Source organism: Phenylobacterium sp., assembly GCF_046290725.1.
Lineage (GTDB): Bacteria > Pseudomonadota > Alphaproteobacteria > Caulobacterales > Caulobacteraceae > Phenylobacterium.
Window position 1 is genome coordinate 741,781 of the sequence record NZ_JBKBUH010000002.1, and the last position, 22,863, is coordinate 764,643.

22 protein-coding genes are annotated in these 22,863 nt (G+C 68.0%); 21 read left to right on the forward strand and 1 reads right to left on the reverse strand.

All coding sequences use genetic code 11. The annotated features are described in order from the left end of the window. Window position 1: 1 nt before the first annotated feature. From ACK41C_RS14930 to ACK41C_RS14955, 6 genes are all read left to right on the forward strand, one after another. Window positions 2-778: a type III pantothenate kinase gene (locus ACK41C_RS14930; RefSeq protein ID WP_409655845.1), complete on the forward strand. Its 777-nt coding sequence runs from the start codon at window positions 2-4 to the stop codon at window positions 776-778. Continuing rightward, a complete protein-coding gene (locus ACK41C_RS14935; RefSeq protein WP_409655847.1) occupies window positions 778-2,457 on the forward strand; it encodes a ribonuclease J in 1,680 nt (559 codons plus the stop codon). The genes ACK41C_RS14930 and ACK41C_RS14935 overlap by 1 nt, the downstream gene beginning before the upstream one ends. Window positions 2,458-2,662: 205 nt before the next feature. Beyond that, window positions 2,663-3,085 carry a methylmalonyl-CoA epimerase gene (mce, locus tag ACK41C_RS14940; protein WP_409655849.1) on the forward strand — a complete coding sequence of 141 codons (423 nt, stop codon included), beginning with the start codon at window positions 2,663-2,665 and terminating at the stop codon, window positions 3,083-3,085. After that, the gene (locus tag ACK41C_RS14945; protein ID WP_409655851.1) at window positions 3,085-3,348 is read left to right on the forward strand and encodes a DUF1467 family protein; all 264 of its coding nucleotides are present in this window, start codon (window positions 3,085-3,087) and stop codon (window positions 3,346-3,348) included. Before mce ends, ACK41C_RS14945 begins: the two co-directional genes overlap by 1 nt. Window positions 3,349-3,637: 289 nt before the next feature. Next, complete coding sequence (locus ACK41C_RS14950) at window positions 3,638-4,927, forward strand: lipoprotein-releasing ABC transporter permease subunit (RefSeq protein ID WP_409655853.1); 1,290 nt, start codon at window positions 3,638-3,640, stop codon at window positions 4,925-4,927. Continuing rightward, complete coding sequence (locus ACK41C_RS14955) at window positions 4,920-5,633, forward strand: ABC transporter ATP-binding protein (protein ID WP_409655855.1); 714 nt, start codon at window positions 4,920-4,922, stop codon at window positions 5,631-5,633. The genes ACK41C_RS14950 and ACK41C_RS14955 overlap by 8 nt, the downstream gene beginning before the upstream one ends. On the opposite strand, the gene ACK41C_RS14960 is transcribed toward ACK41C_RS14955, so the two are convergent. Next, window positions 5,630-6,055: a VOC family protein gene (locus ACK41C_RS14960; protein ID WP_409655857.1), complete on the reverse strand. Its 426-nt coding sequence runs from the start codon at window positions 6,053-6,055 to the stop codon at window positions 5,630-5,632. The genes ACK41C_RS14955 and ACK41C_RS14960 overlap by 4 nt on opposite strands. Window positions 6,056-6,574: 519 nt before the next feature. On the opposite strand from ACK41C_RS14960, the gene ACK41C_RS14965 reads away from it, so the two are divergent. From ACK41C_RS14965 to fabZ, 15 genes are all read left to right on the forward strand, one after another. Then, entirely contained in the window at window positions 6,575-7,036 is a 462-nt protein-coding gene (locus ACK41C_RS14965) for a hypothetical protein (protein WP_409655858.1), read from the forward strand. Window positions 7,037-7,241: 205 nt separating this feature from the next. Continuing rightward, window positions 7,242-7,331, forward strand: coding sequence for a cell division inhibitor SidA (sidA, locus tag ACK41C_RS14970; protein WP_409655860.1), 90 nt, complete (start codon window positions 7,242-7,244; stop codon window positions 7,329-7,331). Window positions 7,332-7,348: 17 nt separating this feature from the next. After that, a complete protein-coding gene (dnaE, locus tag ACK41C_RS14975; RefSeq protein ID WP_409655862.1) occupies window positions 7,349-10,789 on the forward strand; it encodes a DNA polymerase III subunit alpha in 3,441 nt (1,146 codons plus the stop codon). 174 nt (window positions 10,790-10,963) lie between these two features. Next, the gene (rpsB, locus tag ACK41C_RS14980; protein WP_409655864.1) at window positions 10,964-11,821 is read left to right on the forward strand and encodes a 30S ribosomal protein S2; all 858 of its coding nucleotides are present in this window, start codon (window positions 10,964-10,966) and stop codon (window positions 11,819-11,821) included. 102 nt (window positions 11,822-11,923) lie between these two features. Then, window positions 11,924-12,862 carry a translation elongation factor Ts gene (tsf, locus tag ACK41C_RS14985; RefSeq protein WP_409655866.1) on the forward strand — a complete coding sequence of 313 codons (939 nt, stop codon included), beginning with the start codon at window positions 11,924-11,926 and terminating at the stop codon, window positions 12,860-12,862. 102 nt (window positions 12,863-12,964) lie between these two features. After that, on the forward strand, window positions 12,965-13,684 hold the full coding sequence (pyrH, locus tag ACK41C_RS14990) for a UMP kinase (RefSeq protein ID WP_409655868.1): 720 nt from the start codon (window positions 12,965-12,967) through the stop codon (window positions 13,682-13,684). Between the two features lie 30 nt (window positions 13,685-13,714). After that, entirely contained in the window at window positions 13,715-14,281 is a 567-nt protein-coding gene (gene frr, locus ACK41C_RS14995; RefSeq protein WP_409655870.1) for a ribosome recycling factor, read from the forward strand. A 38-nt stretch (window positions 14,282-14,319) separates the two neighbouring features. Then, on the forward strand, window positions 14,320-15,078 hold the full coding sequence (locus ACK41C_RS15000; RefSeq protein WP_409655872.1) for an isoprenyl transferase: 759 nt from the start codon (window positions 14,320-14,322) through the stop codon (window positions 15,076-15,078). Then, window positions 15,026-15,889 carry a phosphatidate cytidylyltransferase gene (locus tag ACK41C_RS15005; protein ID WP_409655874.1) on the forward strand — a complete coding sequence of 288 codons (864 nt, stop codon included), beginning with the start codon at window positions 15,026-15,028 and terminating at the stop codon, window positions 15,887-15,889. The genes ACK41C_RS15000 and ACK41C_RS15005 overlap by 53 nt, the downstream gene beginning before the upstream one ends. After that, window positions 15,877-17,067 (forward strand): 1-deoxy-D-xylulose-5-phosphate reductoisomerase, encoded by a 1,191-nt coding sequence (locus ACK41C_RS15010; RefSeq protein ID WP_409655876.1) that lies wholly within the window; start codon window positions 15,877-15,879, stop codon window positions 17,065-17,067. The genes ACK41C_RS15005 and ACK41C_RS15010 overlap by 13 nt, the downstream gene beginning before the upstream one ends. A 23-nt stretch (window positions 17,068-17,090) precedes the next feature. Next, entirely contained in the window at window positions 17,091-18,308 is a 1,218-nt protein-coding gene (rseP, locus tag ACK41C_RS15015) for an RIP metalloprotease RseP (protein ID WP_409655878.1), read from the forward strand. 29 nt (window positions 18,309-18,337) lie between these two features. Then, window positions 18,338-20,692, forward strand: coding sequence for an outer membrane protein assembly factor BamA (bamA, locus tag ACK41C_RS15020; protein ID WP_409655880.1), 2,355 nt, complete (start codon window positions 18,338-18,340; stop codon window positions 20,690-20,692). 11 nt (window positions 20,693-20,703) lie between these two features. Then, window positions 20,704-21,342, forward strand: coding sequence for an OmpH family outer membrane protein (locus ACK41C_RS15025; RefSeq protein ID WP_409655882.1), 639 nt, complete (start codon window positions 20,704-20,706; stop codon window positions 21,340-21,342). Window positions 21,343-21,384: 42 nt separating this feature from the next. Beyond that, entirely contained in the window at window positions 21,385-22,401 is a 1,017-nt protein-coding gene (gene lpxD, locus ACK41C_RS15030; protein ID WP_409655884.1) for a UDP-3-O-(3-hydroxymyristoyl)glucosamine N-acyltransferase, read from the forward strand. Beyond that, a complete protein-coding gene (gene fabZ / locus ACK41C_RS15035) occupies window positions 22,398-22,862 on the forward strand; it encodes a 3-hydroxyacyl-ACP dehydratase FabZ (protein ID WP_409655886.1) in 465 nt (154 codons plus the stop codon). The genes lpxD and fabZ overlap by 4 nt, the downstream gene beginning before the upstream one ends. Window position 22,863: the final 1 nt, after the last annotated feature.

Here is a 22,863-nt window from a genome sequence, read left to right on the forward strand (position 1 = left end):
GATGCTGCTGGCGATCGAGCAAGGCAACACCAACACCCTGTTCGCCGTGCATGACGGCGAACGCTGGATCGCCCAGTGGCGAGCGGCCACCGATTCCAGCCGCACGGCCGACGAATACGCCGTCTGGCTGTCCCAGCTGCTGCACATGGCGGGGCTGCAGTTCGGGGTGATGGACGCCTGCATCATCTCCAGCGTGGTGCCGCAGTCGATCTTCAACCTGCGCAACCTTGCGCGCCGCTATCTGCACGTGGAGCCGCTGGTGATCGGCGAGAACGCCGACCTCGGCATCGAGGTGCGGATCGACAAGCCGTCCGAGGCCGGGGCCGACCGCCTGGTCAATGCCCTGGGTGCCCACATCGCCTATCCGGGGCCGTTGATCGTCATCGACTCCGGCACCGCCACCACCTTCGACGTGGTGGCCGCCGACGGCGGGTTCGAGGGCGGGGTGATCGCGCCCGGGATCAACCTGTCGATGGAGGCGTTGCACACCGCGGCGGCGAAACTGCCGCGGGTGGCGATCCAGAAGCCGCAACGGGTCGTCGGAACGGATACGGTGGGCGCCATGCAGTCGGGCGTATTCTGGGGCTATATCGCCCTGATCGAGGGGCTGATCGCCCGCATCAAGGCCGAGCGGGATGAGCCCATGACCGTGGTGGCGACCGGCGGCGTCGCCTCGCTGTTCCATGGCGCGACCACGGCCATCGACCACTTCGACCCGGACCTGACCATCCGCGGCATGCTCGAGATCCATCGCCGCAATGCGGCGGCGAAACCCTGATGACCAAAGCGAAAGACCAGGACGAACTCGTCTTCCTGCCGCTCGGCGGCTCGAATGAGATCGGCATGAACTTCAATCTATACGGCTACGGCCCGCCGCATGCGCGGAAGTGGATCGTGGTCGACCTTGGCGTCACCTTCGGGGACGTCACAACTCCGGGCGTGGAGATCATCCTGCCCGACCCGGCCTTCATCGTGGACTATGCCGACGATATCCTCGGCATCGTGCTGACCCACGCCCACGAGGACCATATCGGCGCCGTCGCCTGGCTGTGGCCGAAACTGAAGGCGCCGCTCTACGCCACGCCCTTCACCGCCTTCCTGCTGCGCGAGAAGCTGCGCGAGGCAGACCTGGAGGCGGTGGAGATCAATGAGGTTCCGTTGGGCGGCTCGGTCGAGCTCGGCCCCTTCACGGTCGACCTGATCACCCTGACCCATTCGATTCCCGAGCCGAACGGCCTGGCGATCCGCACGCCGCTCGGCACGGTGCTGCACACCGGCGACTGGAAGATCGATCCCGACCCGGTCTTGGGCGGCGTGACCGACGAGGACGCCATTCGCCGGCTGGGCGACGAGGGCGTGCTGGCCATGGTCTGCGATTCCACCAACGTCTTCGTGGACGGGACGGCTGGGTCGGAGGCCGAGGTGCGCGACGCCCTGGGCGGTCTGATCGGCGGCCTCAAGGGCACGGTGGCGGTCGCCTGTTTCGCCTCCAACGTCGCGCGGATGGACAGCGTGATCCGATCGGCCGAGGCCGCGGGCCGCAAGGTCTGTCTGGTGGGCCGTTCGATGATCCGCATGGCCGCCGCCGCCCGCTCGGTCGGCCTGCTGCACGACATCGGCGAGTTCGTCTCCGAGGGCGAGGCCAAGCACCTGCCGCCGGACAAGGTGCTCTATCTGTGCACGGGGAGCCAGGGCGAGCCTCGGGCGGCGCTCTCCCGGATCGCGGACGGAACCCATCCGCACGTCAGCCTGGGCGCTGGCGACAGCGTGGTGTTCTCCTCGCGGGTCATCCCCGGCAACGAGGTGCCGATCCGCAATCTGCAGAACAAGCTCGCCGACCGCGGCGTGCGCCTCTACACCGAACGCGATCATCCGGGGATCCACGTTTCCGGCCACCCCTGCCGGGACGAGCTGGCGGAGATGTACCGCTGGGCGCGCCCGCAGGTCGCCGTGCCGACCCACGGCGAGCGGCGCCACCTGCTGGAGCACGTGGCCTTCGCCCGCGACCTGCAAGTTCCGCAGGCCGTAGCGCCGCGCAACGGCGACATGGTGCGCCTCGCGCCCGGCCGCGCCGAGATCATCGACGAGGTTCCGGCCGGCCGCATCTATGTGGACGCCGGCGTGTTGACGCCTGAGAACGGCGACGCCCTGCGAGAGCGTCGCCACGCCGCCTATAACGGCATGCTGGCCGTCTCGGTGGTGCTGGACGGCATGGGCCGCATCGCCTCGGGCCCGCAGGTCCGGGCGCTGGGCCTGCCCGCCGACGACGACTATCCGCTGGACGACGTGCTCGACGACCTGGCCGAGGAGGCCGAACAGGCGATCGGGCGCCTCTCCGGCGACGACCGCGAGATGGACGACACCGTCGAGACCGCCATTTCCCGCGCCCTGAAGAAGGCCAGCCAGCGGATCTGGGGCAAGCGGCCGGTGGTCGAGACGACGGTTCTGCGGGTCTAGATCGGCGTGTCATCCCGGCTTCGGCGCAGCCGAAGTCCGGGACCTGTGAAGGCCAAGCGGCTTCCACGCGGCGCGGCCTCGCCAGCTCCTCGAGATCGGGCGCGCATAGGTCCCGGTCCTGCTTCGCAAACCGGATGACGCCCGCTGGAACCGGCGCCGCTGCGTGATCTCGCGCGGGGCCTCGTCGGGCGCTATACCGCATTCCATGATCGGAAGACTGAACCACGTCGGGGTCGCCACCCCCTCCATCGCCGAATCGGTGAAGCTCTATCGCGACCTCCTGGGCGCCACGAAGATCACCGAGACCAGGGTGCTCGAGGAGCAGGGGGTCTATGTCTGTTTCGTCGACCTGCCCAACAGCCAGATCGAGCTGATCGAGCCCTATGGCGACAACTCGCCGCTCAAGGGTTTCCTTGAAAAGAACCCGAAAGGGGGCCAACACCACGTCTGTTTCGAGGTGGCCGACATCCTGGCCGCCCGGGACGACATGCAGGCCAAGGGGGCGACCGTGCTGAACGGCGGCGTCCCCCGGATCGGCGCCCACGGCGTGCCGGTGATCTTCGTGCATCCGAAGGACATGGGCGGGGTGCTGGTGGAGCTGATGGAAACCCCGAAGGAAGCGCACTGATGGGATGGTTCACCGGCGTCGCGATCTACTTCACCATCTGGTGGACGGTGCTGTTCGCCGTGCTGCCTCTGGGGGTGACCAGCCATGCCGAGGCCGGCATCGACCGCGGCGACGGGGGCGATCCCGGCGCGCCGGTGGACCCGAAGCTGAAGAAGAAGTTCCTCACCACCACCTGGATCGCGGCGGTCCTGTGGGTGGCGCTCTACTTCGCCATCGAGCTGCGCCTGATCCCGCTTCCGAATCTGCCGCAACATTGGCGCTGAGCCCGGCCGGCGCCCAAGGCTTCGGCGCTTTCGCCCGGGCGTCACATGTTACGCCCAAGAATTGAGCGGATTTCGCGAGCGCCTCGCGGGCGGCGGTTTCCTGCGCGCATTCCCGGGAACTGCGGCGCTATTCCTTCCTTCGGCACGGCTTGCCGTGGCGTTTTCCCCGACGACTTGAAGGCCGCCCGCCCTCCCTGGGCGGCCTTCTTTTCGCGCTCTTCATTGCCTAGCTGGCGAGCCAACGGCTAACAGGGCCGTTAAGCGAGCTCGACCGGGGCCATTCCAGACCATGAGCACGAACGCCAGCAGCAACGGCCGCGCGCCGCCCTTCGGCCAGTGGGAGCGGGCCGTCGCCGGCCGCTATCTGCGCGCCAAGCGCAGCCAGGGCGGGGTGGCCCTGATCTCGATCATCTCCTTCGTCGGCATCATGCTGGCCGTGGCCGTGCTGATCATCGTGATGAGCGTGATGAACGGCTTCCGGACCGAGCTGCTCAGCCGGATCCTCGGCTTTTCCGGCCATCTCTATGTCTCGGGTGGAATCATGGACACGCCCGGCCGCGACGTGGTGGTCGACCGCCTGCGCGGGATTCCCGGCGTGATCCAGGTGGCGCCGGTGGTGGAGGCCCAGGCCATGGCGCTGGGCCGCGGCCAGATCTCCGGCGCCATCGTCCGCGGCGTCACCGCCCGGGACCTGGCCGAGACGAAGATCGTCGCCGACAACCTGAAGTCCGGCTCTCTCGAAGGTTACGGCGAGGGCGAATATGGCGGCGACATGATCGTGGTCGGCGACCGGCTGGCGCGCACCCTCGGCGTCCAGGCCGGCGACGAGCTGACCCTGATCTCGCCCACCGGCGGGGCGACGGCCTTCGGCGCGACGCCCCAGCGCAAGACCTATACGGTCGCCGCCACCTTCGAGATCGGCATGAGCGAGTACGACCAGGCCTTCCTCTACATGCCGCTGGAGCAGGCCCAGCTGTTCTTCGGCCGCGGCGAGACCATCGACTATGTGGAAATCAAGCTGGCCGACCCCGACCGGGCCGTGGCCTTGAAGCCCGAGGTGGGGCGCATGGTGGGCTCGGCCATCGTCACCGACTGGACCCAGAAGAACGCAGCCTACTGGGGCGCCCTGCAGGTGGAGCGCAACGTCATGCGCCTGATCCTGATGATGCTGGTGGCCATCGCCGCCATGAACATCATTTCGGGCCTGGTCATGCTGGTGAAGAACAAGGGGCGCGACATCGCCATCCTGCGGACCATGGGGGCGGGGCAGGGGTCGATCCTGCGGATCTTCTTCATGGCCGGCGCCTCGGTGGGCGTGCTCGGCACCCTTGCCGGCCTGCTGATCGGCATCGTCTTCTGCGCCAATATCGGCGAGATCCAGCGGTTCGTGGAATGGGCGACGGGGGCGGAGGTGTTCTCCTCGGACATCTACTTCCTGACCCGCATCCCGGCGCGGATCGACTGGGCGGAGGTGGGCGTCATCTCCTTCTGGGCGCTGGCCATGTCGTTCCTGGCGACCCTGCCGCCCGCTTGGCGCGCCTCGCGCCTCGATCCGGTGGAGGCGCTCCGCTATGAGTGAGTTCGTCCTCTCCATCCACGGCCTTCGGCGCACCTACAAGAGCGGCGACAAGACGCTGACGGTGCTGAACGGGGTCGACCTCGACGTGGCCCCGGGCGAGATCGTGGGCCTTGTGGGCCCCTCCGGCTCGGGCAAGTCCTCGCTGCTGCACGCCGCAGGCCTGCTGGAGCACCCCGACGCCGGCCGGATCGTGGTCGAGGGCCGCGACTGTTCCGACCTCTCGGACCGGCAGCGCACCCGGGTGCGGCTCGCCACCATCGGTTTCGTCTATCAGGCCCACCACCTGCTGGCCGAGTTCTCGGCGCTCGACAACGTCGCCCTGCCGCAGATGATCGCCGGCCGCTCGCGCAAGGCCGCGCGGGAGCGGGCGATGACGCTGCTCTCCGAGCTCGGCCTCGCCGAACGCGCCCACCATCAGCCGGCCCAGATGTCGGGCGGGGAACAGCAGCGCGTCGCCATCGCCCGGGCGCTCGCCAACGCCCCGCGCCTGCTGCTGGCCGACGAGCCCACCGGCAACCTCGACCCCGCCACCTCGGCGGCGGTGTTCGACAACCTCTACGACCTGGCCCGCCGCCAGGGCGTGGCGGCCCTGGTCGCCACCCACAACCTCGAACTGGCTCGACACATGGACCGGGTGGTGACGTTGAAGGACGGCCACTTGGAGCCCTGGCGGCCGGAAGCCCTGGACCTGCCGGCGGGAACCTAGGCCGGGCCGAACGTGGTGCGCCCGTCCGGATGGATGGTGCAGGCGGGGTTGTGGGCCACCTCCCAGACGTGGCCGTCGGGATCGGCGAAATAGCCGCAATGGCCGCCCCAGGCGGTCGCCTCGGCGGGCTTCAGGATCCTGGCGCCGGCGTCCTTCGCCTGGGCGATCGTGCGGTCCACGTCTTCCGGCGAACGTTCGTTGATGGCGATGCTGATCCCGGAGAACGTCCCGTCCACGGGCCGCCGCGCATCCTGCGCGAGTTCTTGCCGGCCCCAGAGCGCCAGGCTGAGCCCCGGCAGCTGGTAGAAGACCACCTCCTCGAGCGCCTGGACCGGCGTCCAGCCCAGGCCTTCCTCATAGAACCGCCGCGCTCGGGGCAGGTCGTCGACGCCCAGGGTCAGGAGGGAGATGCGCTGTTCCATCGGAAAGCTCCGCGGTGGGTTGACGGGGAACATGTTCTGGCGCGGCACTATAGCGGTGCAGTTGCCATTCTTCTGTGCGACTAGAGGCTTGGCTGCCAACGAAGGCCACTGGAGGTTGTTTTGGCTAGGGTGAAGATTGAAGACGTCGTCGATCATCTAAGTTCTGAGATGCGCCGGGCTTTGGAGGAGGCCGTGAATGAGTGCGTCCCCAATGCGCGATATGACTCTTACGAGCTCTTTAGGTCGTTTAGGCGGGCGATTTATCGAAAGTGTTCGATCTGGGAAAGCGTCCCAGATCACTTTGTAGAGAAGTAAGCTATTTGCCTTACAGGTCCACGAGTTGTCAGGAATATTCGTTGGATGTCTGCATCGAAGAGCTCCAGATCTAAAGCGCGCGCCGGCCTGAGGCGGCTTTATGGGTCACGCGCCGCGGCGAACGCGACGCTCGGCGAAATCTTCCAATTCGGCCTAATGACTTATGCTATAGCCGATCCGTCGAGGCAGCGAGCTGTCGCAATTATGGCCTCGACCGCCGTCGAGCAGGCGTTGGAAGTCGCTATCCTCAGCAGGTGTTCTGATAAGACATTGGAATCGGCGTTGTTTCTTGACGAATCTGCACCCATTCAAAGTTTCCACGCGAAAACAGTTGTGTCGCGGGCGCTGGGCCTTATTGGCCGTGCGGCGAACGAAGACTTGGTGATGATCCGAAATATCCGAAATCTCTTCGCCCACAGTCGAATCGAGGTCGATTTTGATGCTCCTGAAGTGGTGGCGGCCTGTGAGCTCATTACTCTGCCGGAACGTCTCGAGCTTGAGACTGAGGGTGGACCAGCGCCTCCGATAGAGCGCTATGTTCGCTCATGCGTCGAATATGTCGCGTGCCTTATGTCATATGAGACCGATCCACTCGGCAAAAAGCTCGGGCGCTTCGGCTCTATCGTGCTGGATTTGAAGGGCTCATCGCCGGGTCAGGGGGGATAGGGGCGGCAGCCCCCAAGGAGGCGTTGCCGCGGACCACCCGCCGTCCGCCTCTGTTCGTTAAGGCGTGATTTTGCTCTGCCTTAAGCTCGTTCGATCGTCGACGGTGTCGCCCTATCGCTCGTAATGCGCAATCGGCCGGGGTTGACGGGGAGAACAAAAGCGGAATAAGAACATTCGCAGAACATCCACAAGGGGGTTGAGCCTCATGGTTCGCTTGGCGCGGGAATCGCTGGCATTGGTGTCGGTGGCGGGGTTTGTCTGGATGGTGTGCGCGGTCGCCCAGCTGGCGGCCTGACGGAAGGGGAGCGGCCTTTGAGCGAAGCCGGCGGCGCGGGGTTTGTCCACCTTCGGGTGCGCTCGGCCTATTCCCTGCTGGAAGGCGCGATCAAGGCCGACAAGATCGGGGCGATGGCGGTCCAGGCCGACATGCCGGCCGTGGCTTTGGCCGACCGGGCCAATCTTTTCGGCGCGCTCGAATTTTCCGTCACCGCCAAGGATGCGGGCGTCCAGCCGATCGTCGGCTGCGCCCTGCCGGTGACCGGCATCGGCGGCGGCCGCACCGAGCGCTGGGCCAAGCCGCCGACGGTCGTCCTGCTAGCCCAGGACGAGCAGGGCTACCTCAATCTCAGCGCGCTGTCCTCGGCCGCCTATCTGGAGGCCGACGGGTCGGAGGACGTCAGCGTGCCCTGGAGCCAGGTCGCCGAGCGTTCGGACGGCCTGATCCTGCTTTCGGGCGGGACCGACGGGCCGGTCGATCCGCTGCTGGCGGCCGGCAAGACCGCCGAGGGCCGCGCCGCCCTGGCCGAGATGGCTCGGGTGTTCGGCGACCGCTTCTATGTCGAGCTGCAGCGGCACGGCCTGCCCGAACAGGCCGCCGCCGAGGGCGAGCTGGTGGCCTTCGCCTACGAGTACGACGTGCCGCTGGTCGCCACCAACGACGCCTATTTCGCCAAGGAAGCCATGTATGGCGCCCACGAGGCGCTGCTGTGCATCTCCGACGGCGCCTTCATCAGCCAGGAGGACCGCCGCCGGGTCACGCCCGAGCACTGGTTCAAGCCGGCCGCCGACATGCGGGCGCTCTTCGCCGACCTGCCAGAGGCCTGCGACCACACCCTCGACATCGCCCGACGCTGCGCCTTCATGGTCAAGAAGCGCGATCCGATCTTGCCGCGCTTCCCCACGACCGGCGGTCGCAGCGAGGCCGAGGAACTGGCCGAACAGGCCCGCGAGGGCCTGCGGGCGCGCATCGCCAAGGGGCAGGCCAACGCCGCCCCGCGCGAGGAGTACGAGGCGCGGCTGGAGCGGGAGATCGGGGTCATCGTCCAGATGGGCTTCCCCGGCTACTTCCTGATCGTTTCGGACTTCATCAAGTGGGCCAAGGCCCATGACATCCCGGTCGGCCCGGGGCGGGGCTCGGGCGCCGGCTCCCTGGTGGCCTATTCCCTGACCATCACCGATCTCGACCCCTTGCGCTACGGCCTGCTGTTCGAGCGGTTCCTGAACCCCGAACGGGTCTCCATGCCCGACTTCGACATCGACTTCTGCCAGGAGCGGCGGGAGGAGGTGATCAACTACGTCCAGCAGCGCTACGGCCGCGATCGGGTGGCCCAGATCATCACCTTCGGCACCCTGCAGGCGCGCGCGGTACTGCGCGACGTCGGCCGCGTGCTACAGCTGCCGCTCGGCCAGGTGGACCGCCTGGCCAAGATGGTGCCGGCCAATCCCGCCAATCCGGTGACGCTGGCCCGCGCCATCGAGATCGAGCCGCGCCTGCAGCAGGCCAAGCAGGAGGACGAGGCGGTCGACCAGCTCCTGGAGACGGCCCTGCAGCTGGAGGGCCTCTACCGCAACGCCTCCACCCACGCCGCCGGGGTGGTGATCGGCGACCGGCCTCTTACCGAGCTGACGCCCCTCTACCGCGATCCGCGCTCCGAGCTGCCCGCCACCCAGTTCAACATGAAGTGGGTGGAGAGCGCAGGGCTCGTGAAGTTCGACTTCCTGGGCCTGAAGACGCTCACCGTCATCGACCGGGCGCTGAAGTATCTGGAGCAGCGCGGAGCGGGCATCGACCTGGCCCAACTGCCCCTCGACGACGAAAAGGCCTACGAGGTGATGTCGGCCGGCCAGACGGTCGGCGTGTTCCAGCTGGAAGGGCAGGGGATGCGCGACACCCTGCGCCAGCTGCGCCCCGGCTCCATCGAGGACGTGACCGCCGTGGTCTCGCTCTACCGCCCGGGCCCGATGGACAACATCCCGGCCTTCATCGACTGCAAGTTCGGCCGCAGGCCCATCGACTATCTGCACCCGACGCTGGAGCCGGTGCTGAAGGAGACCTACGGCATCATCGTCTACCAGGAGCAGGTGATGCAGATCGCCCAGATCCTGGCCGGCTACAGCCTGGGCGAAGCCGACCTGCTGCGCCGGGCGATGGGCAAGAAGAAGAAGGAGGAGATGGAGCAGCAGCGCGCCCGCTTCGTCTCCGGCGCCGAGGCCAAGGGCGTGCCGGCCGAGCAGGCGGGCGGCATCTTCGACCTGGTCGACAAGTTCGCCGGCTACGGCTTCAACAAGTCGCACGCGGCCGCCTACGCCCTGGTCAGCTACCATACGGCCTGGCTGAAGGCGAACACGCCGGTGGAGTTCTTCGCGGCTTCGATGAGCCTCGACATCTCCAACACCGACAAGCTGGCGGTCTTCTACCAAGACGCCAAGCGCTTCGGCGTGGTCATCCGTCCGCCCGACGTGAACCGCTCCGGCGCCGACTTCGAGGTGGAGAACGGCGAGGTGCTCTACGCCCTGGGCGGGGTCCGCAATGTTGGTCTTCAGGCCATGGAGCACCTGGTGGCCGTGCGGAAGGAGGGCGGGCCGTTCCGCGACATCTTCGATTTCGTGGAGCGGGTCGATCCGAAGCTGGTCAACAAGCGCGCCTTCGAGACGCTCGCCCGGGCCGGCGCCTTCGACACCCTCCATCCCAATCGCGCCCAGCTGGTGGCCGCCGCCGACGTGCTGGTGGGCCACGGCCAGAGCATGGCCGCCGACCGCGCCTCGGCCCAGGCCTCGCTGTTCGGCGGCGACCAGGTGGAGGCGCAGCGCCCGCGCCTGCCGCGTGCGGAGGCCTGGACGCCGGTCCAGCGCCTGGACGAGGAGCTGGCGGCGGTCGGCTTCTACCTCTCCGGCCACCCGCTGGACGACATGGTCGAGGCCCTGCGTCGCCGCCGCACCGACCTACTCTCCGACGTGATCCCCAAGGCCGAGGCTGGGGCCGAAGCCTTCCGCATGGCCGGCGTGGTGCGCCGCAAGCAGGAGCGCGCCAGCCAGTCGAGCGGCGAGAAGTTCGCCTTCGTGACCCTCTCCGACCCGACCGGCGAGTACGAGGTGCTGTTCCCGCCGGAGTCCCTGCGCAAGTGCCGCGACCTGCTGGAGCCGGGCAAGGCTGTGGCGATCAAGGTGCGCGCCAAGGCCCGCGACGGGGAGGTGCGCTTCTTTGGCGATGACGCCGAGCCTGTGGAAAAGGCTGTGGAAAACGCCGTGGCCGGCCTGCGCGTCCACGTCGCCCCGCGCAGCGCCGAGATCGAGGCCCTGAAGCGGCGGCTGGAAGGCGTGGCCAACCCCCGGGGCGGCGAGATCGTGCTGGTGGCCAACGGCCTGAACGGCCGCGAGGTGGAGGTGAAGCTGCCCGGCCGCTTCAGCCTCGACATCTCCGTCCGCGGCGCCCTGAAGACCGCGCCAGGCGTGGTGTTCGTCGAGGACCTCTAGGGTCAAAGCCGCCCGCGGCTTGCATTTTCAGTCAGCACTGACTATTTCCCCGCCTCATTCCACACGCAGGCGTTTGGCGGCGCGCGGGGAGACATCCCGTCGTAGCCATTCCGGTCCCTCAGCCGAGGGGTTGCCTGCGGAGGTTCAACCGGAAGAAAGACGAGACAAAAGCCTATGGCGCTTCCCGAATTCTCCATGCGTCAGCTCCTGGAAGCCGGCGCGCACTTCGGTCACCAGACCCACCGCTGGAACCCGAAGATGGACCGCTACATCTTCGGTTCGCGGTCGAACATCCACATCATCGACCTGTCGCAGTCGATCCCGCTGCTGCACCAGGCCCTGGTCAAGGTGCGCGAAGTCGCCGCCGGCGGCGGTCGCGTGCTGTTCGTCGGCACCAAGCGCCAGGCCTCCGAGCCGATCGCCACGGCCGCCAAGCGCTGCGCCCAGTATTATGTGAACCACCGCTGGCTGGGCGGCACGCTGACCAACTGGCGCACCGTGTCCCAGTCGATCGCCCGCCTGCGCGAGCTGGAAGGCCTGCTGGAAGGCGAAGGCCAGGGCCGCTCCAAGAAGGAGCTGCTGCAGCTGACCCGCGAGCGCGACAAGCTGGAGCTGTCGCTCGGCGGCATCAAGGACATGGGCGGCATTCCGGACCTGATGTTCGTGATCGACACCAACAAGGAAGCGATCGCGATCCAGGAAGCCCGCAAGCTGAACATCCCGGTGATCGCCATCCTCGACACCAACTGCGATCCGGACGGCATCACCTATCCGATCCCGGGCAATGACGACGCCGCGCGCGCCATCCAGCTCTACTGCGACCTGATGGCCGACTCGGTGCTCGACGGCCTCGCCGCCGGCCAGTCGGCCGCGGGCGTGGACCTGGGCGCCTCGGTCGCGCCGGTGGAGCCTGCGCTCGCCCGCGAACTGGCCCCCGCGGCGGAGCCCGAGACCCCTGCGGCGGAACCCGAGACCACCGCGGCGCCGGAAGCCGCCGAGGCGCCGGCCGCCGCGGCCGAGGACCAGCCGTAATCGGCCAGGGCGCGCATCGCGTGCGCCCGAACTGACGCAAAACCATCGCGGCCGGGCCCTAATCGGGCTCGGTCGACCCATTCAGATGTGAAGGAGCTGACCATGGCGGAGATCACCGCTGCGCTGGTCAAGGACCTGCGCGAAAAATCCGGCGCAGGCATGATGGACTGCAAGAAGGCCTTGCAGGAGAACAATGGCGACATGGAAGCCGCCATCGACTGGCTGCGCACCAAGGGCCTGTCCAAGGCCGCCAAGAAGTCGGACCGCGCCGCGGCCGAAGGCCTGGTGGCCGGCAAGCTGAGCGATGACGGAAAGACCGGCGTGCTGGTCGAGCTGAACGCCGAGACCGACTTCGTCTCCAAGAACGAGATGTTCCAGAACGCCGCGCGCGAGTTCGCGACGGTCGGCCTTTCGATCGACGGCGACGTGGACGCCATCAATGCGGCCAAGACCGCTAAGGGCGAGGTCGTGTCGGACGTGATCACCAACCTGATCGCGACCATCGGCGAGAACATGCGCCTGCGCCGCTCGGCCCGCCTGAGCGTCGCTCAGGGCGCCGTGGCCCTCTACCTGCACAACGCGCAGGGCGAAGGCGTCGGCAAGCTGGGCGTGCTGGTGGCCCTGGAAGGCGCCGGCGACCAGGCCGTGCTGAAGGACGTGGGCCGCAAGATCGCCCTGCACGTCGCCGGCACGCCCACCCCGCCGCTGGCCCTGACCGAGGGCGACCTCGATCCCGCCGCCGTGGAGAAGGAAAAGAAGTTCCTGACCGACCAGGCGCTGGAATCGGGCAAGCCGCTGGCCGTCGTCGAGAAGATGATCGAAGGCCGGATCCGCAAGTGGCAGGAGGAAGTGGTGCTTCTGAAGCAGCCCTTCGTCATGAACCCGGATCAGACCATCGAGCAGCTGATCGCCGAGACCGCCAAGCAGACCGGTTCGCCGGTGGCCGTGAAGGGCTTCGTGCGCTTCGCGCTGGGCGAGGGCGTGGAGAAGAAGACCGACGATTTCGCCGCCGAAGTGGCGTCGATGACCGGTCAGGCCTGATCCGAGCCTGAAATTAGAACGGCCCAAGGGCGTGGCCGCGTTCGACGCGCGCCACGCCCTTGGTTTATGTAGAACCAGCCCAGATTCTCGCCGGAAGCGCCGATGCCCGATCCACAGCCCCGCTACAAGAAGATCCTCTTGAAGATGTCGGGCGAAGTCCTGATGGGGGATGCGCTTTTCGGGATCGACACCAAGACGCTCGAGACGGTGGCCGAGGATATCAAGGAAGTGGTCGACGCCGGCGTCCAGCTTTGCCTGGTGATCGGCGGCGGCAACATCTTCCGCGGCGTCTCGCTCGCCGGCCGCGGCATGGACCGCGCCAGCGCCGACTATATGGGCATGCTGGCCACGGTGATGAACGCGCTGGCCCTCCAGGGCGCGCTCGAGAAGATCGGCGTCTACACCCGCGTGCAGTCGGCTATCCCCATGGATGCGGTCTGCGAGCCCTACATCCGCCGCCGCGCCGTGCGGCACCTTGAAAAGGGCCGGGTGGTGATCTTCGCCGCCGGCCTGGGCGCGCCCTTCTTCACCACCGACACGCCCGCGGCCCTGCGCACGGCCGAGATGGGCTGCGACGCCCTTTTCAAGGGCACCAGCGTCGACGGGGTCTATACCGCCGACCCCAAGAAGGATCCGAGCGCCCAGCGCTACGAGACGCTCTCCTACCAGGAAGTGCTGGCCAAGGACCTGCGGGTGATGGACGCCTCGGCCATCGCGCTCATGCGAGACAACCAGATCCCGATCGTGGTCTTCTCGATCCGCGAACGGGGCAACTTCATGAAGGTCCTCAAAGGCCAGGGCGTGTTCACCACCATCGCCTGACGGGACCGCCAAGTCCGGGAGACAACAATCATGGCCACCGCCGAAAAACCCGTGCTTTCGAAGTACAAGGACCGCATGGACAAGGCCGTCGCGGCCCTGAAGGAGGAGTTCGGCTCGCTGCGAACCGGCCGCGCCTCGGCCAGCCTGCTCGACCAGGTGCATGTGGACGCCTACGGCTCGACCGTGCCGATCAACCAGGTGGGCGCGGTCAGCGTGCCGGAGCCGCGCTCGATCACGGTCAATGTGTGGGACCGCGGCCTGGTGGTCTCCGTCGAAAAGGCGATCCGCAATTCGGGCCTGGGGCTCAATCCGGTTGTCGACGGCCAAACCCTGCGCATCCCTATCCCGCCGCTGACCGAGGAACGCCGCCGCGACCTCGCCAAGCTGGCCGGCAAGTACGCCGAGCAGCAGCGGGTGGCCGTGCGCAACGTCCGCCGCGACGCCAACGACGACCTGAAGAAGGCCGAGAAGGACGGCGTCATCTCCCAGGACGAGCACAAGCGCATGGAGACCGAGGTCCAGAAGATCACCGACGAGGCGATCAAGCGCGTGGACGAGGCCTTGAAAACCAAAGAGCAAGAGATCATGCAGGTCTAATCGTCCGGCTTCCTCCAAGGACGAACGGGGTTCTTCCCATGACCATCGCCGACAAGGACAAGACGGGCGCGCCGGCCGCACCGCTGCACGTGGCGATCGTCATGGACGGCAACGGCCGCTGGGCCAAGCGCCGCGGCCTGCCGCGCCATCTGGGCCATCCCAAGGGCGTGGAGGCGATCCGTCGGGTGGTGGAGGCTGCGCCCGACTACGGCGTACGCTGGCTGACGCTCTACGCCTTCTCGACCGAGAACTGGCGCCGCCCGGCCGGCGAGGTGGCCGAGGTGATGCGGCTCCTGAAGCTCTATGTGAACAGCGACCTCGACAAGCTGGTGCGCGAAGGCGTGAAGGTGCGGATCCTCGGCCGGCGAGAGGGCCTGCCCCCCGACATCGCCGAGATCGTCGCCCGGGCCGAGGCCAAGACCGCCCATAACGACCGCTTCTTCCTGCAGGTGGCGTTCAATTATGGGGGGCGCGCCGACCTGGTGGACGCCGCCCGGGCCTTGGCCGCCGAGGTCAAGGCCGGGCGCCTGTCGCCCGAGGAGATCGACGATCAGGCTCTGGAGCGACGGCTCTCCACCGGCGGCCTGCCGGCCCCGGACCTCGTCATCCGCACCAGCGGGGAGCAGCGGCTCTCCAATTTCCTGCTCTGGGAGTCGGCCTATTCGGAGTTCGTCTTCCTCGACGTGCTCTGGCCGGACTTCACGCCGACGCACCTGGGCGAGGCGATTGCGGAGTTCCACAAGCGTGAGCGGCGATACGGCGGGGCCGTCGCCGACGATGTCCTTGCCGCAGGCTAGAGGATTCAACTGGTCCAACCTGGGCGTCCGCGTCGCCTCGGCGGTGGTGCTGATCCCTGCGGTCCTGGCGGCGGTCTGGGTGGAGGAGCCCAAGTGGCCCTTCCTGATGCTGATCGCCGTCGCGGTGGCCTTGCTGGCCATCGAGTGGGGGGCGATGACCGCGCCCACGGCGCCGCGGCGGGTCTCCACCGCCGTGACCGTGGCGGCGCTCGCGGCCGTGTTCCTGGCCTATCTCGACCATACCACCCTGGCCTGGGCGGCGATGGTGCTGGGCGCGGTGGCGGCTGCGTTGGTGGCCAGAGGCGTGGCCGAGCGGCCGATGAATGCCGCCTTCGGGGTGATCTACATCGCCATTCCGTGCGTCTGTCTGGTCTGGCTTAGGGAAATGCCGCGCGGGCGGGAATGGACGGTGCTCCTGTTCGCCGTCGCCTGGGCGGCCGACATCGGCGCCTACGCCATCGGCAGCCTGCTGAAGGGCCCCAAGCTCTGGCCGCGCTTTTCGCCCAACAAGACCTGGGCGGGCTTCGTCGGCGGTCTGGCTGCGGCCATGGGGGCGGGGGCGGGGCTTTCGTTCCTTCCCCGGATCGACCTCACCGTCGGCACCGCGGCCATGATCGGCCTTGTCGCGGGCCTTGCGACCATGGCCGGCGACCTTTGGGAATCGATGCTGAAACGCCGCTTCGGCGTGAAGGATTCCGGCGACCTGATCCCCGGCCATGGGGGACTTCTCGACCGGGTGGATGGTTTGATGTTCGCCGTGGTGGTGATGGCGCTCGCCCGGCTGATCACGCATTGGGGATGGGCCCATTGAGCTTGCCGCGTCGCGTTAGCGTGCTGGGATCCACCGGATCGGTGGGCGTATCCACCCTGGACCTTCTGGACAAGGCCGGGGCCGAGGTGGAGGTGACCGCCCTGACGGCGGGGCGCAACGTTGAACGCCTGGCCGAACAGGCGCTGCGCTGGCGGCCGAAACTGGCGGTGATCGAGGACGAAGCCCGGCTTCCGGAGCTGCGCGAGCGCCTGAAGGGCTCCGGCGTCGAGACCGCGGCCGGCGCCTCGGCCGTCGTCGACGCCGCCGCGGGCGAGGCCCAGTGGGTGATGTCGTCCATCGTCGGGTTCGCAGGCCTTGGCCCGACCCTGGCGGCGGCGCGGGCCGGGGCGGTGATCGCGCTCGCCAACAAGGAAAGCCTGGTCTGCGCGGGGCCTTCGCTGCTGCGCGCCTCGAAGCTGGCCGGCGGGGTGGTGATCCCGGTCGATTCCGAGCATTCGGCGATCTTCCAGGTGCTGGACCCGATGAACAGCCAGCACGTCTCGCGCTTGATCCTGACGGCGTCCGGCGGGCCGTTCCGGACCTGGACGCGCGAGCAGATGGCCCACGCCACCCCCGAGCAGGCGGTCGCCCATCCGAAGTGGGACATGGGGGTGAAGATCTCGGTCGACAGCGCCACCATGATGAACAAGGGCCTGGAGATGATCGAGGCGGCCTATCTGTTCGCCATGCCGCCAGAGCGGGTGGACGTGCTGGTGCATCCGCAGTCGATCATCCACAGCCTGGTGGAATACGCCGACGGCTCGACGCTGGCTCAGCTGGGCCCGCCCGACATGCGCACGCCGATCGCCTGCGCCTTCGCCTGGCCCGACCGGCTGCCGTGGCCGGCGCCGAAGCTCGATCTGGCGGCGATCGGCCAACTCACCTTCGAACAGCCCGACCTTGGCCGTTTTCCCGCCTTGAAGATCGCCAAAGAAGCTCTGGCGGCGGGCGGCCAGGCGCCGGCCGTGATGAACGCCGCCAACGAGGTCGCCGTGGCCGCCTTCCTTGACCGCCGGATCGGGTTTCTCGATATTGCCGCAGCCGTGGCGGAAACCCTGGAACGTGTCGATTCCCAAGGGCTTGCCGAGAGTGGAAGCGACGCCTTGGAGACCGCCCGGGCGACCGATGCGACGGCGCGCCGCGTCGCCAATGACGTCGTGGCCGGCCTAGGCCGATGAGGCCTTAGAGGAGTAGCCCGCCCGTGCTCGATTTCATCCAGACCGCGCTCGTCTTCGTCATCCCCTTCGTCCTGGTGCTGGGGCTGGTGGTGACGATCCACGAGCTCGGCCACTTCCTGGCCGCCAAGGCCTTCGGGGTCGCGGTGGACCGCTTCTCCATCGGCTTCGGCCGCGCCATCGCAGCCTGGACCGACCGCTCGGGGGTGGAATGGCGGGTCGGCTGGATCCCCTTGGGCGGCTATGTGCGCTTCGCCGGCGACGAGAACGCCGCCAGCGTGCCCGACCACGAGGATCTGGAGAGCCTGCGCCGCGAGGTGGTGCGCCGGGAAGGCGCCGCCGCCGTCTCTCGCTATTTCCACTTCAAGCCGCTGTGGCAGCGCGCCGTGGTGGTCGCCGCCGGCCCGTTCGCCAATTTCGCCCTGGCCATCGCGCTCTTCGCCGCGCTCCTGATGGCGCTCGGCCAGTACGTGCTGCCGGCCAAGATCGCCCAGGTGACGCCCGGCAGCCCCGCCGCCGAAGCCGGCTTCCAGGCCGGCGACCTGATCGTCCGCGCCGACGGCCGCCGTATCCAGAGCTTCGACGAGGTCGCCCAGATCGTCCAGGTCCGCGCCAATGTGCCCACCAGCTTCGTGGTGGAGCGGGGCGGGCGCGAGGTTCAGATCCTCGCCACGCCGGAATGGCAGGTGCGCAACGATCCCGTGGCAGGCGAGCGCCGCCAGGGCATGCTGGGCATCGTCCCGGCCCAGAGCCGCGACGACTACACTCATGTCCGCTATGGCCCGATCGAGGCGGTGGCCGGCGGTACGGTGCGCACCTGGCGTACGCTGGAGACCACGGTCTACTACCTGGGCCGGATGGTGACTGGGCAGGTCTCGCCCGACCAGCTTTCCGGCCCGCTGGGAATCGCGCGAATCTCCGGCAAGGTGGCGCAGGTCGGCGCCGAAGGCGCGCCGGATCTGGGATCGATGGTCCTCGGGATCGGCGTCAACCTCCTGCAGCTGGCCGCCTTCGTTTCGGTGAGCATCGGCTTCATGAATCTCTTGCCCGTACCCGTTCTCGACGGCGGACACCTGCTCTTCTACGCCTATGAGGCTGTGGCCAGGCGGCCGCTGACAGCCAAGGTTCAGGCCGCCGGATATCGGGTAGGCCTTGCGCTGCTGCTGGGATTGATGTTGTTCGCCACCTGGAACGACTTGCAGCAACTGCGTGTGTTCAACTTCCTCAGCGGCGCAACCTCCTGAACCGCCCCTTTCCCTCGACGGCTGAAACCATGCAAAGACACCGCGCCCGCAGCGCCGCGCTCGCCACCGGTTTGGCCCTCCTGATGGGCTCCACGGCGCTGGTCGCGCCCGACCTCGCCCTCGCCCAGCAGGAATCGGGCGTGGTCCAGCGGATCATCGTGCGCGGCAACGAGCGGATCGAACAGTCGACGGTGCTGTCCTACCTGCCGATCCAGCCCGGCGAGTTGATGGACCCGGCCAAGGCCGACCTGGCGCTGAAGACGCTGTTCCGCACCGACCTCTTCGCCGACGTGCGCATCGATTTGCAGGGCGGCGACCTGATCATCACCGTGGTCGAGAACCCGATCATCAATCGCGTGGTGTTCGAAGGCAATTCGGGCCTGAAGGAAGACAAGCTGCGCGACGAGGTGAGCGTCCGCCCGCGCGGCATCTTCACCCGCGCCAAGGTTCAGCAGGACGTGCAGCGGATCGTGGAGCTCTACCGCCGCTCGGGCCGCATCTCCGCCCAGGTGACGCCCAAGATCGTCGAGCTGCCGCAGAAGCGTGTCGACCTGATCTTCGAGATCGACGAAGGCCCCAAGAGCGGAGTGCTGCGGGTCAATTTCCTGGGGAACCGGGAGTTCTCCGACAACGACCTGCGCGATGTGGTCGTGACCGAGCAGTCGCGCTGGTACAAGTTCTTCTCCTCCAACGCCAACTACGATCCCGATCGCCTGGAGTACGACAAGGAGCAGCTGCGCAAGCACTACCGCAACCGCGGCTTCTATGACTTCCGGGTGATCTCGGCGATCGCCGAGCTGGCCCCGGACAAGAACGGCTTCGCCATCACCTACACGCTGGAGGAGGGTCGGGAGTATCGGTTCGGGACCATCAAGGTCGAGACCGAACTGCAGCGCCTGGATGCGGGCCTGCTCCAGCAGCTGGTGCCGATCCGCTCGGGCGAGACCTATCAGGACGAGCGCATCGAACGGGCGACCGACGCGCTCACCTTCGCCGCCGGCGCGGCCGGCTTCGCCTCGGTGGACGTCCGCCCGCGCTATACGCCCAACCGCGAGACCGGCCTGGTCGACGTGGTCTTCATGGTGCGCGAGGGGCCGCGGGTCTATGTCGAGCGCATCGACGTGACCGGCAACACCCGCACCCTGGACTATGTGGTCCGCCGGGAGATGAACCTGGTCGAGGGCGACGCCTACAACCGCGCCCTGGTCGACCGTTCGCGCAACAACATCCGGGCGCTGGGTTTCTTCAAGGACGTCACCATCGAGGAGACGCCGGGTTCGGCGCCCGATCGCACCAACCTGCAGGTGCGGGTGGAAGAGCAGCCGACGGGCGAGCTGTCGTTCAGCGCCGGCTATTCCTCGGTCGACCAGCTCGTGCTCGACCTCGGCATCACCGAGCGGAACTTCCGCGGCCGCGGCCAAAGCGTAAGGGCGCGCGCCTCGGTCGGCTCGCTGCGCCAGCAGATCGACCTGGGCTTCACCGAGCCGCGGTTCCGCGGCCGCAACCTGGCCGCCGGCGTCGACATCTATTCCTACCGCTACGACTATTCCGACTTCACCGCCTTCGAGACCGCCTCGGTCGGCGCCAACATCCGCTTCGGCTTCCCCCTGACGCTGAATTCGCAGATGTCGACGCGCTACACCCTGCGCAGCGACGACGTGAAGATCGGCGACGTCTATTGCGACCCGACCGCCCCGCTGGTCTCGCCGACGCTCTGCGCTCAGCGGGGCAGCTTCCTCACCTCGCTGGTGGGCTACACCTTCGTCTATGACCGCCGGAACGACCCGATCAATCCGACCCGCGGCTATCGCTTCGACGTCAGCCAGGACCTGGCGGGCGTGGGCGGCGACGTGAACTATCTGCGCACCGAGACCAGCGGCAGCTGGTTCTACGGCTTCAACAAGGACTTCATCCTCAGCCTCAGCGGCTCGGCCGGCTATGTCGCCGGATGGGGCGGCGACAGCGTCCGGATCACCGATCGCTTCTACAAGGGCGGCAACAGCTTCCGCGGCTTCGAGACCGGCGGCATCGGCCCGCGCGACCTGAACTTCGGCCGCACCGACGCCCTGGGCGGCCGAGCCTACGCGATCGGCACGGTGGAACTTTCGGTGCCGACCTTCCTGCCGGACCAGTACGGCATCAAGGCCGGCCTGTTCACCGACTTCGGCACCCTTGGCCTTCTGGACGATCGTGATAAGCTGGGGGCCAATGGCGCGATCGATCCGCTGATCGTCGACGATATGTCGCTTCGCGCCTCGGCCGGCATCTCGATACACTGGCGGTCGCCCATGGGCCCGATCCGGTTCGACTTCAGCCAGGTGCTGGCGAAGGAAGACTACGACAAGACCGAAACCTTCCGGTTCTCCACCTCAACCCGCTTCTAGAAACGATCCACATGACCTTCAAAACCCTTGCTGCGGCGACCGCCGTGGCCGCCGTTCTCGCATCCGCCCCGGCCGCGGCCTTCGCCCAGGCCGCCGCGGCTCAGCCGGCCGCGCCGCAGGTGACCCATGGAGCCGCCCTTCCGGGCGTCTGCGTGATCTCGCTCGAGGGGGCCATCGCCACCTCCACCGTGGGGCAGTACGTCCAGACCCGCCTGCAGCAGATCGCCCAGCAGGTGCAGGCCGAACTGCAGGCTGAGGAGACCGCGATCCAGAACGACGCCCGCGCCCTCGAAGGCCAGCGCGCCAGCCTGGACGCCAACACGTTCGAGACCCGCGGCGCCGCCATCCAGGTCCGCGCCAACGCCCTGAACCGCAAGGCCCAGCTGCGCGAGCGGGAAATGGGCGCCACCCAGCAGAAGGCGCTCGGCCGTGTCGGCCAGGAGCTCGACCCGATCATCCGCCAAGTCTACCAGCAGCGTCAGTGCAGCCTGCTGCTGAACCGCGACGCCGTGGTCCTGGCCAATCCCGCCATGGACATCTCCCAGGCGGTCGTGACGGCGCTGAACGGCAAGATCACTCAGTTCAACTTCGACCGCGAGCGGCTGGACCAGGCGACGACGCCGCAGCAGACTCCGGCGACGCGCCGCTGATCGGCGACTCGCTTTAGAGGCGGGTCGAGCCGAGGGAGACCGATGCCCGACCCGCGATTCTTCGAAGACCTTGGGCCCGTCGCCCTGGCCGATCTGGCCCGGCTGACGGGCGCCGAGCTGGCCGACGCCTCGGCGGGCGAGCGCCTGATCCGCGGCGTCTCTATCCTGTCCCGCGCCGGCGTCGACGAAATCAGCTTCCTCGCCGACGCCAAGCACGCCGCCGAACTGGGCGGATCGGGCGCCGGGGCGGTGTTCGTCTCGCCGCAGAACCAGGCGCTGGCGCCGCAAGGCTGCGTCGCCCTGCTGACGCCGCGGCCCCACGCCGCCTACGCCATGGCCGCCCAGGCCCTGCACCGACCGCGCCGGCACGCCGAGCCCCAGGCGGTCTCGGCCGAGGCGCTGCTGGAGGACGGCGTAGTGCTGGGCCCCGGCGCCGTCGTCGGGCCGGGGGCACGCATCGGCGCCGGCACGGAGATCGGCGCAAACGCGGTCATCGGCCCCGGCGTCGCCATCGGCCGAAACTGCGTCATCGGCGCCAACGTCACCCTGGGCTTCGCCCTGCTGGGCGACCGGGTCCGCATCCTGGCCGGCGCGGTGATCGGCGAGCCGGGCTTCGGCGCGACGGGCGCGGCCGGCGGGGTGATCGACGTGCCGCAGCTGGGTCGCGTGATCCTGCAGGATGGCGTCACTGTCGGCGCCAACACCTGCATCGACCGCGGCGCGTTCGACGACACCGTGATCGGCGAGAACACCAAGATCGACAATCTGGTGCAGATCGCCCACAACGTACGGGTGGGACGAAACTGCGTGATGGCGGCCCATACGGGTATTTCCGGCAGCGTCACGATCGGCGACGGCGCGGCTTTCGGCGGACGGGCCGGCGTGGCCGACCATGTGACCATCGGCGACGGCGCCCAGATCGCCGCAGCGGCCGGCATCTTCCGCGACGTGCCGGCCAAGGCCCGCTGGGGCGGCATGCCCGGTCAGCCAGTGCGCCAGTGGATGCGCGAGGTCGCCTGGCTTTCGAGGGCCGCGGCCCGCAAGGGAGGAGACGCATGAGCGAGGGGGCGTCCACGTCGATCGACATCGGCGAGATCCAGCGGCGGATCCCGCATCGCTATCCCTTCCTGCTGGTCGACCGGGCCGAGGACTATCGGCCCAGCCAGTCGATCGTCGGGATCAAGTGCGTCACCATCAACGAGCCGTTCTTCCAGGGCCATTTCCCGGACTATGCGGTGATGCCCGGCGTGCTGATCATCGAGGCCATGGCCCAGACCGGCGCGGTGCTGATGTCCAAGTCGCTGGACGTGGACCCGGCCGGCAAGACCATCCTCTTCACCTCGGTGGACAACTGTCGGTTCCGCCAGCCGGTGCGGCCTGGCGACGTGCTGCGGATGAACGTGCGCGTGCTGCGCGCCCGGGGCGGCCTGTTCAAATTCGAGGGGCGTGCGCTGGTGGGGGACAAGACGGCGGCGGAGGCCGAATTCGCCGCCATGCTGGTGGAGACCCCGAACTCGTGAG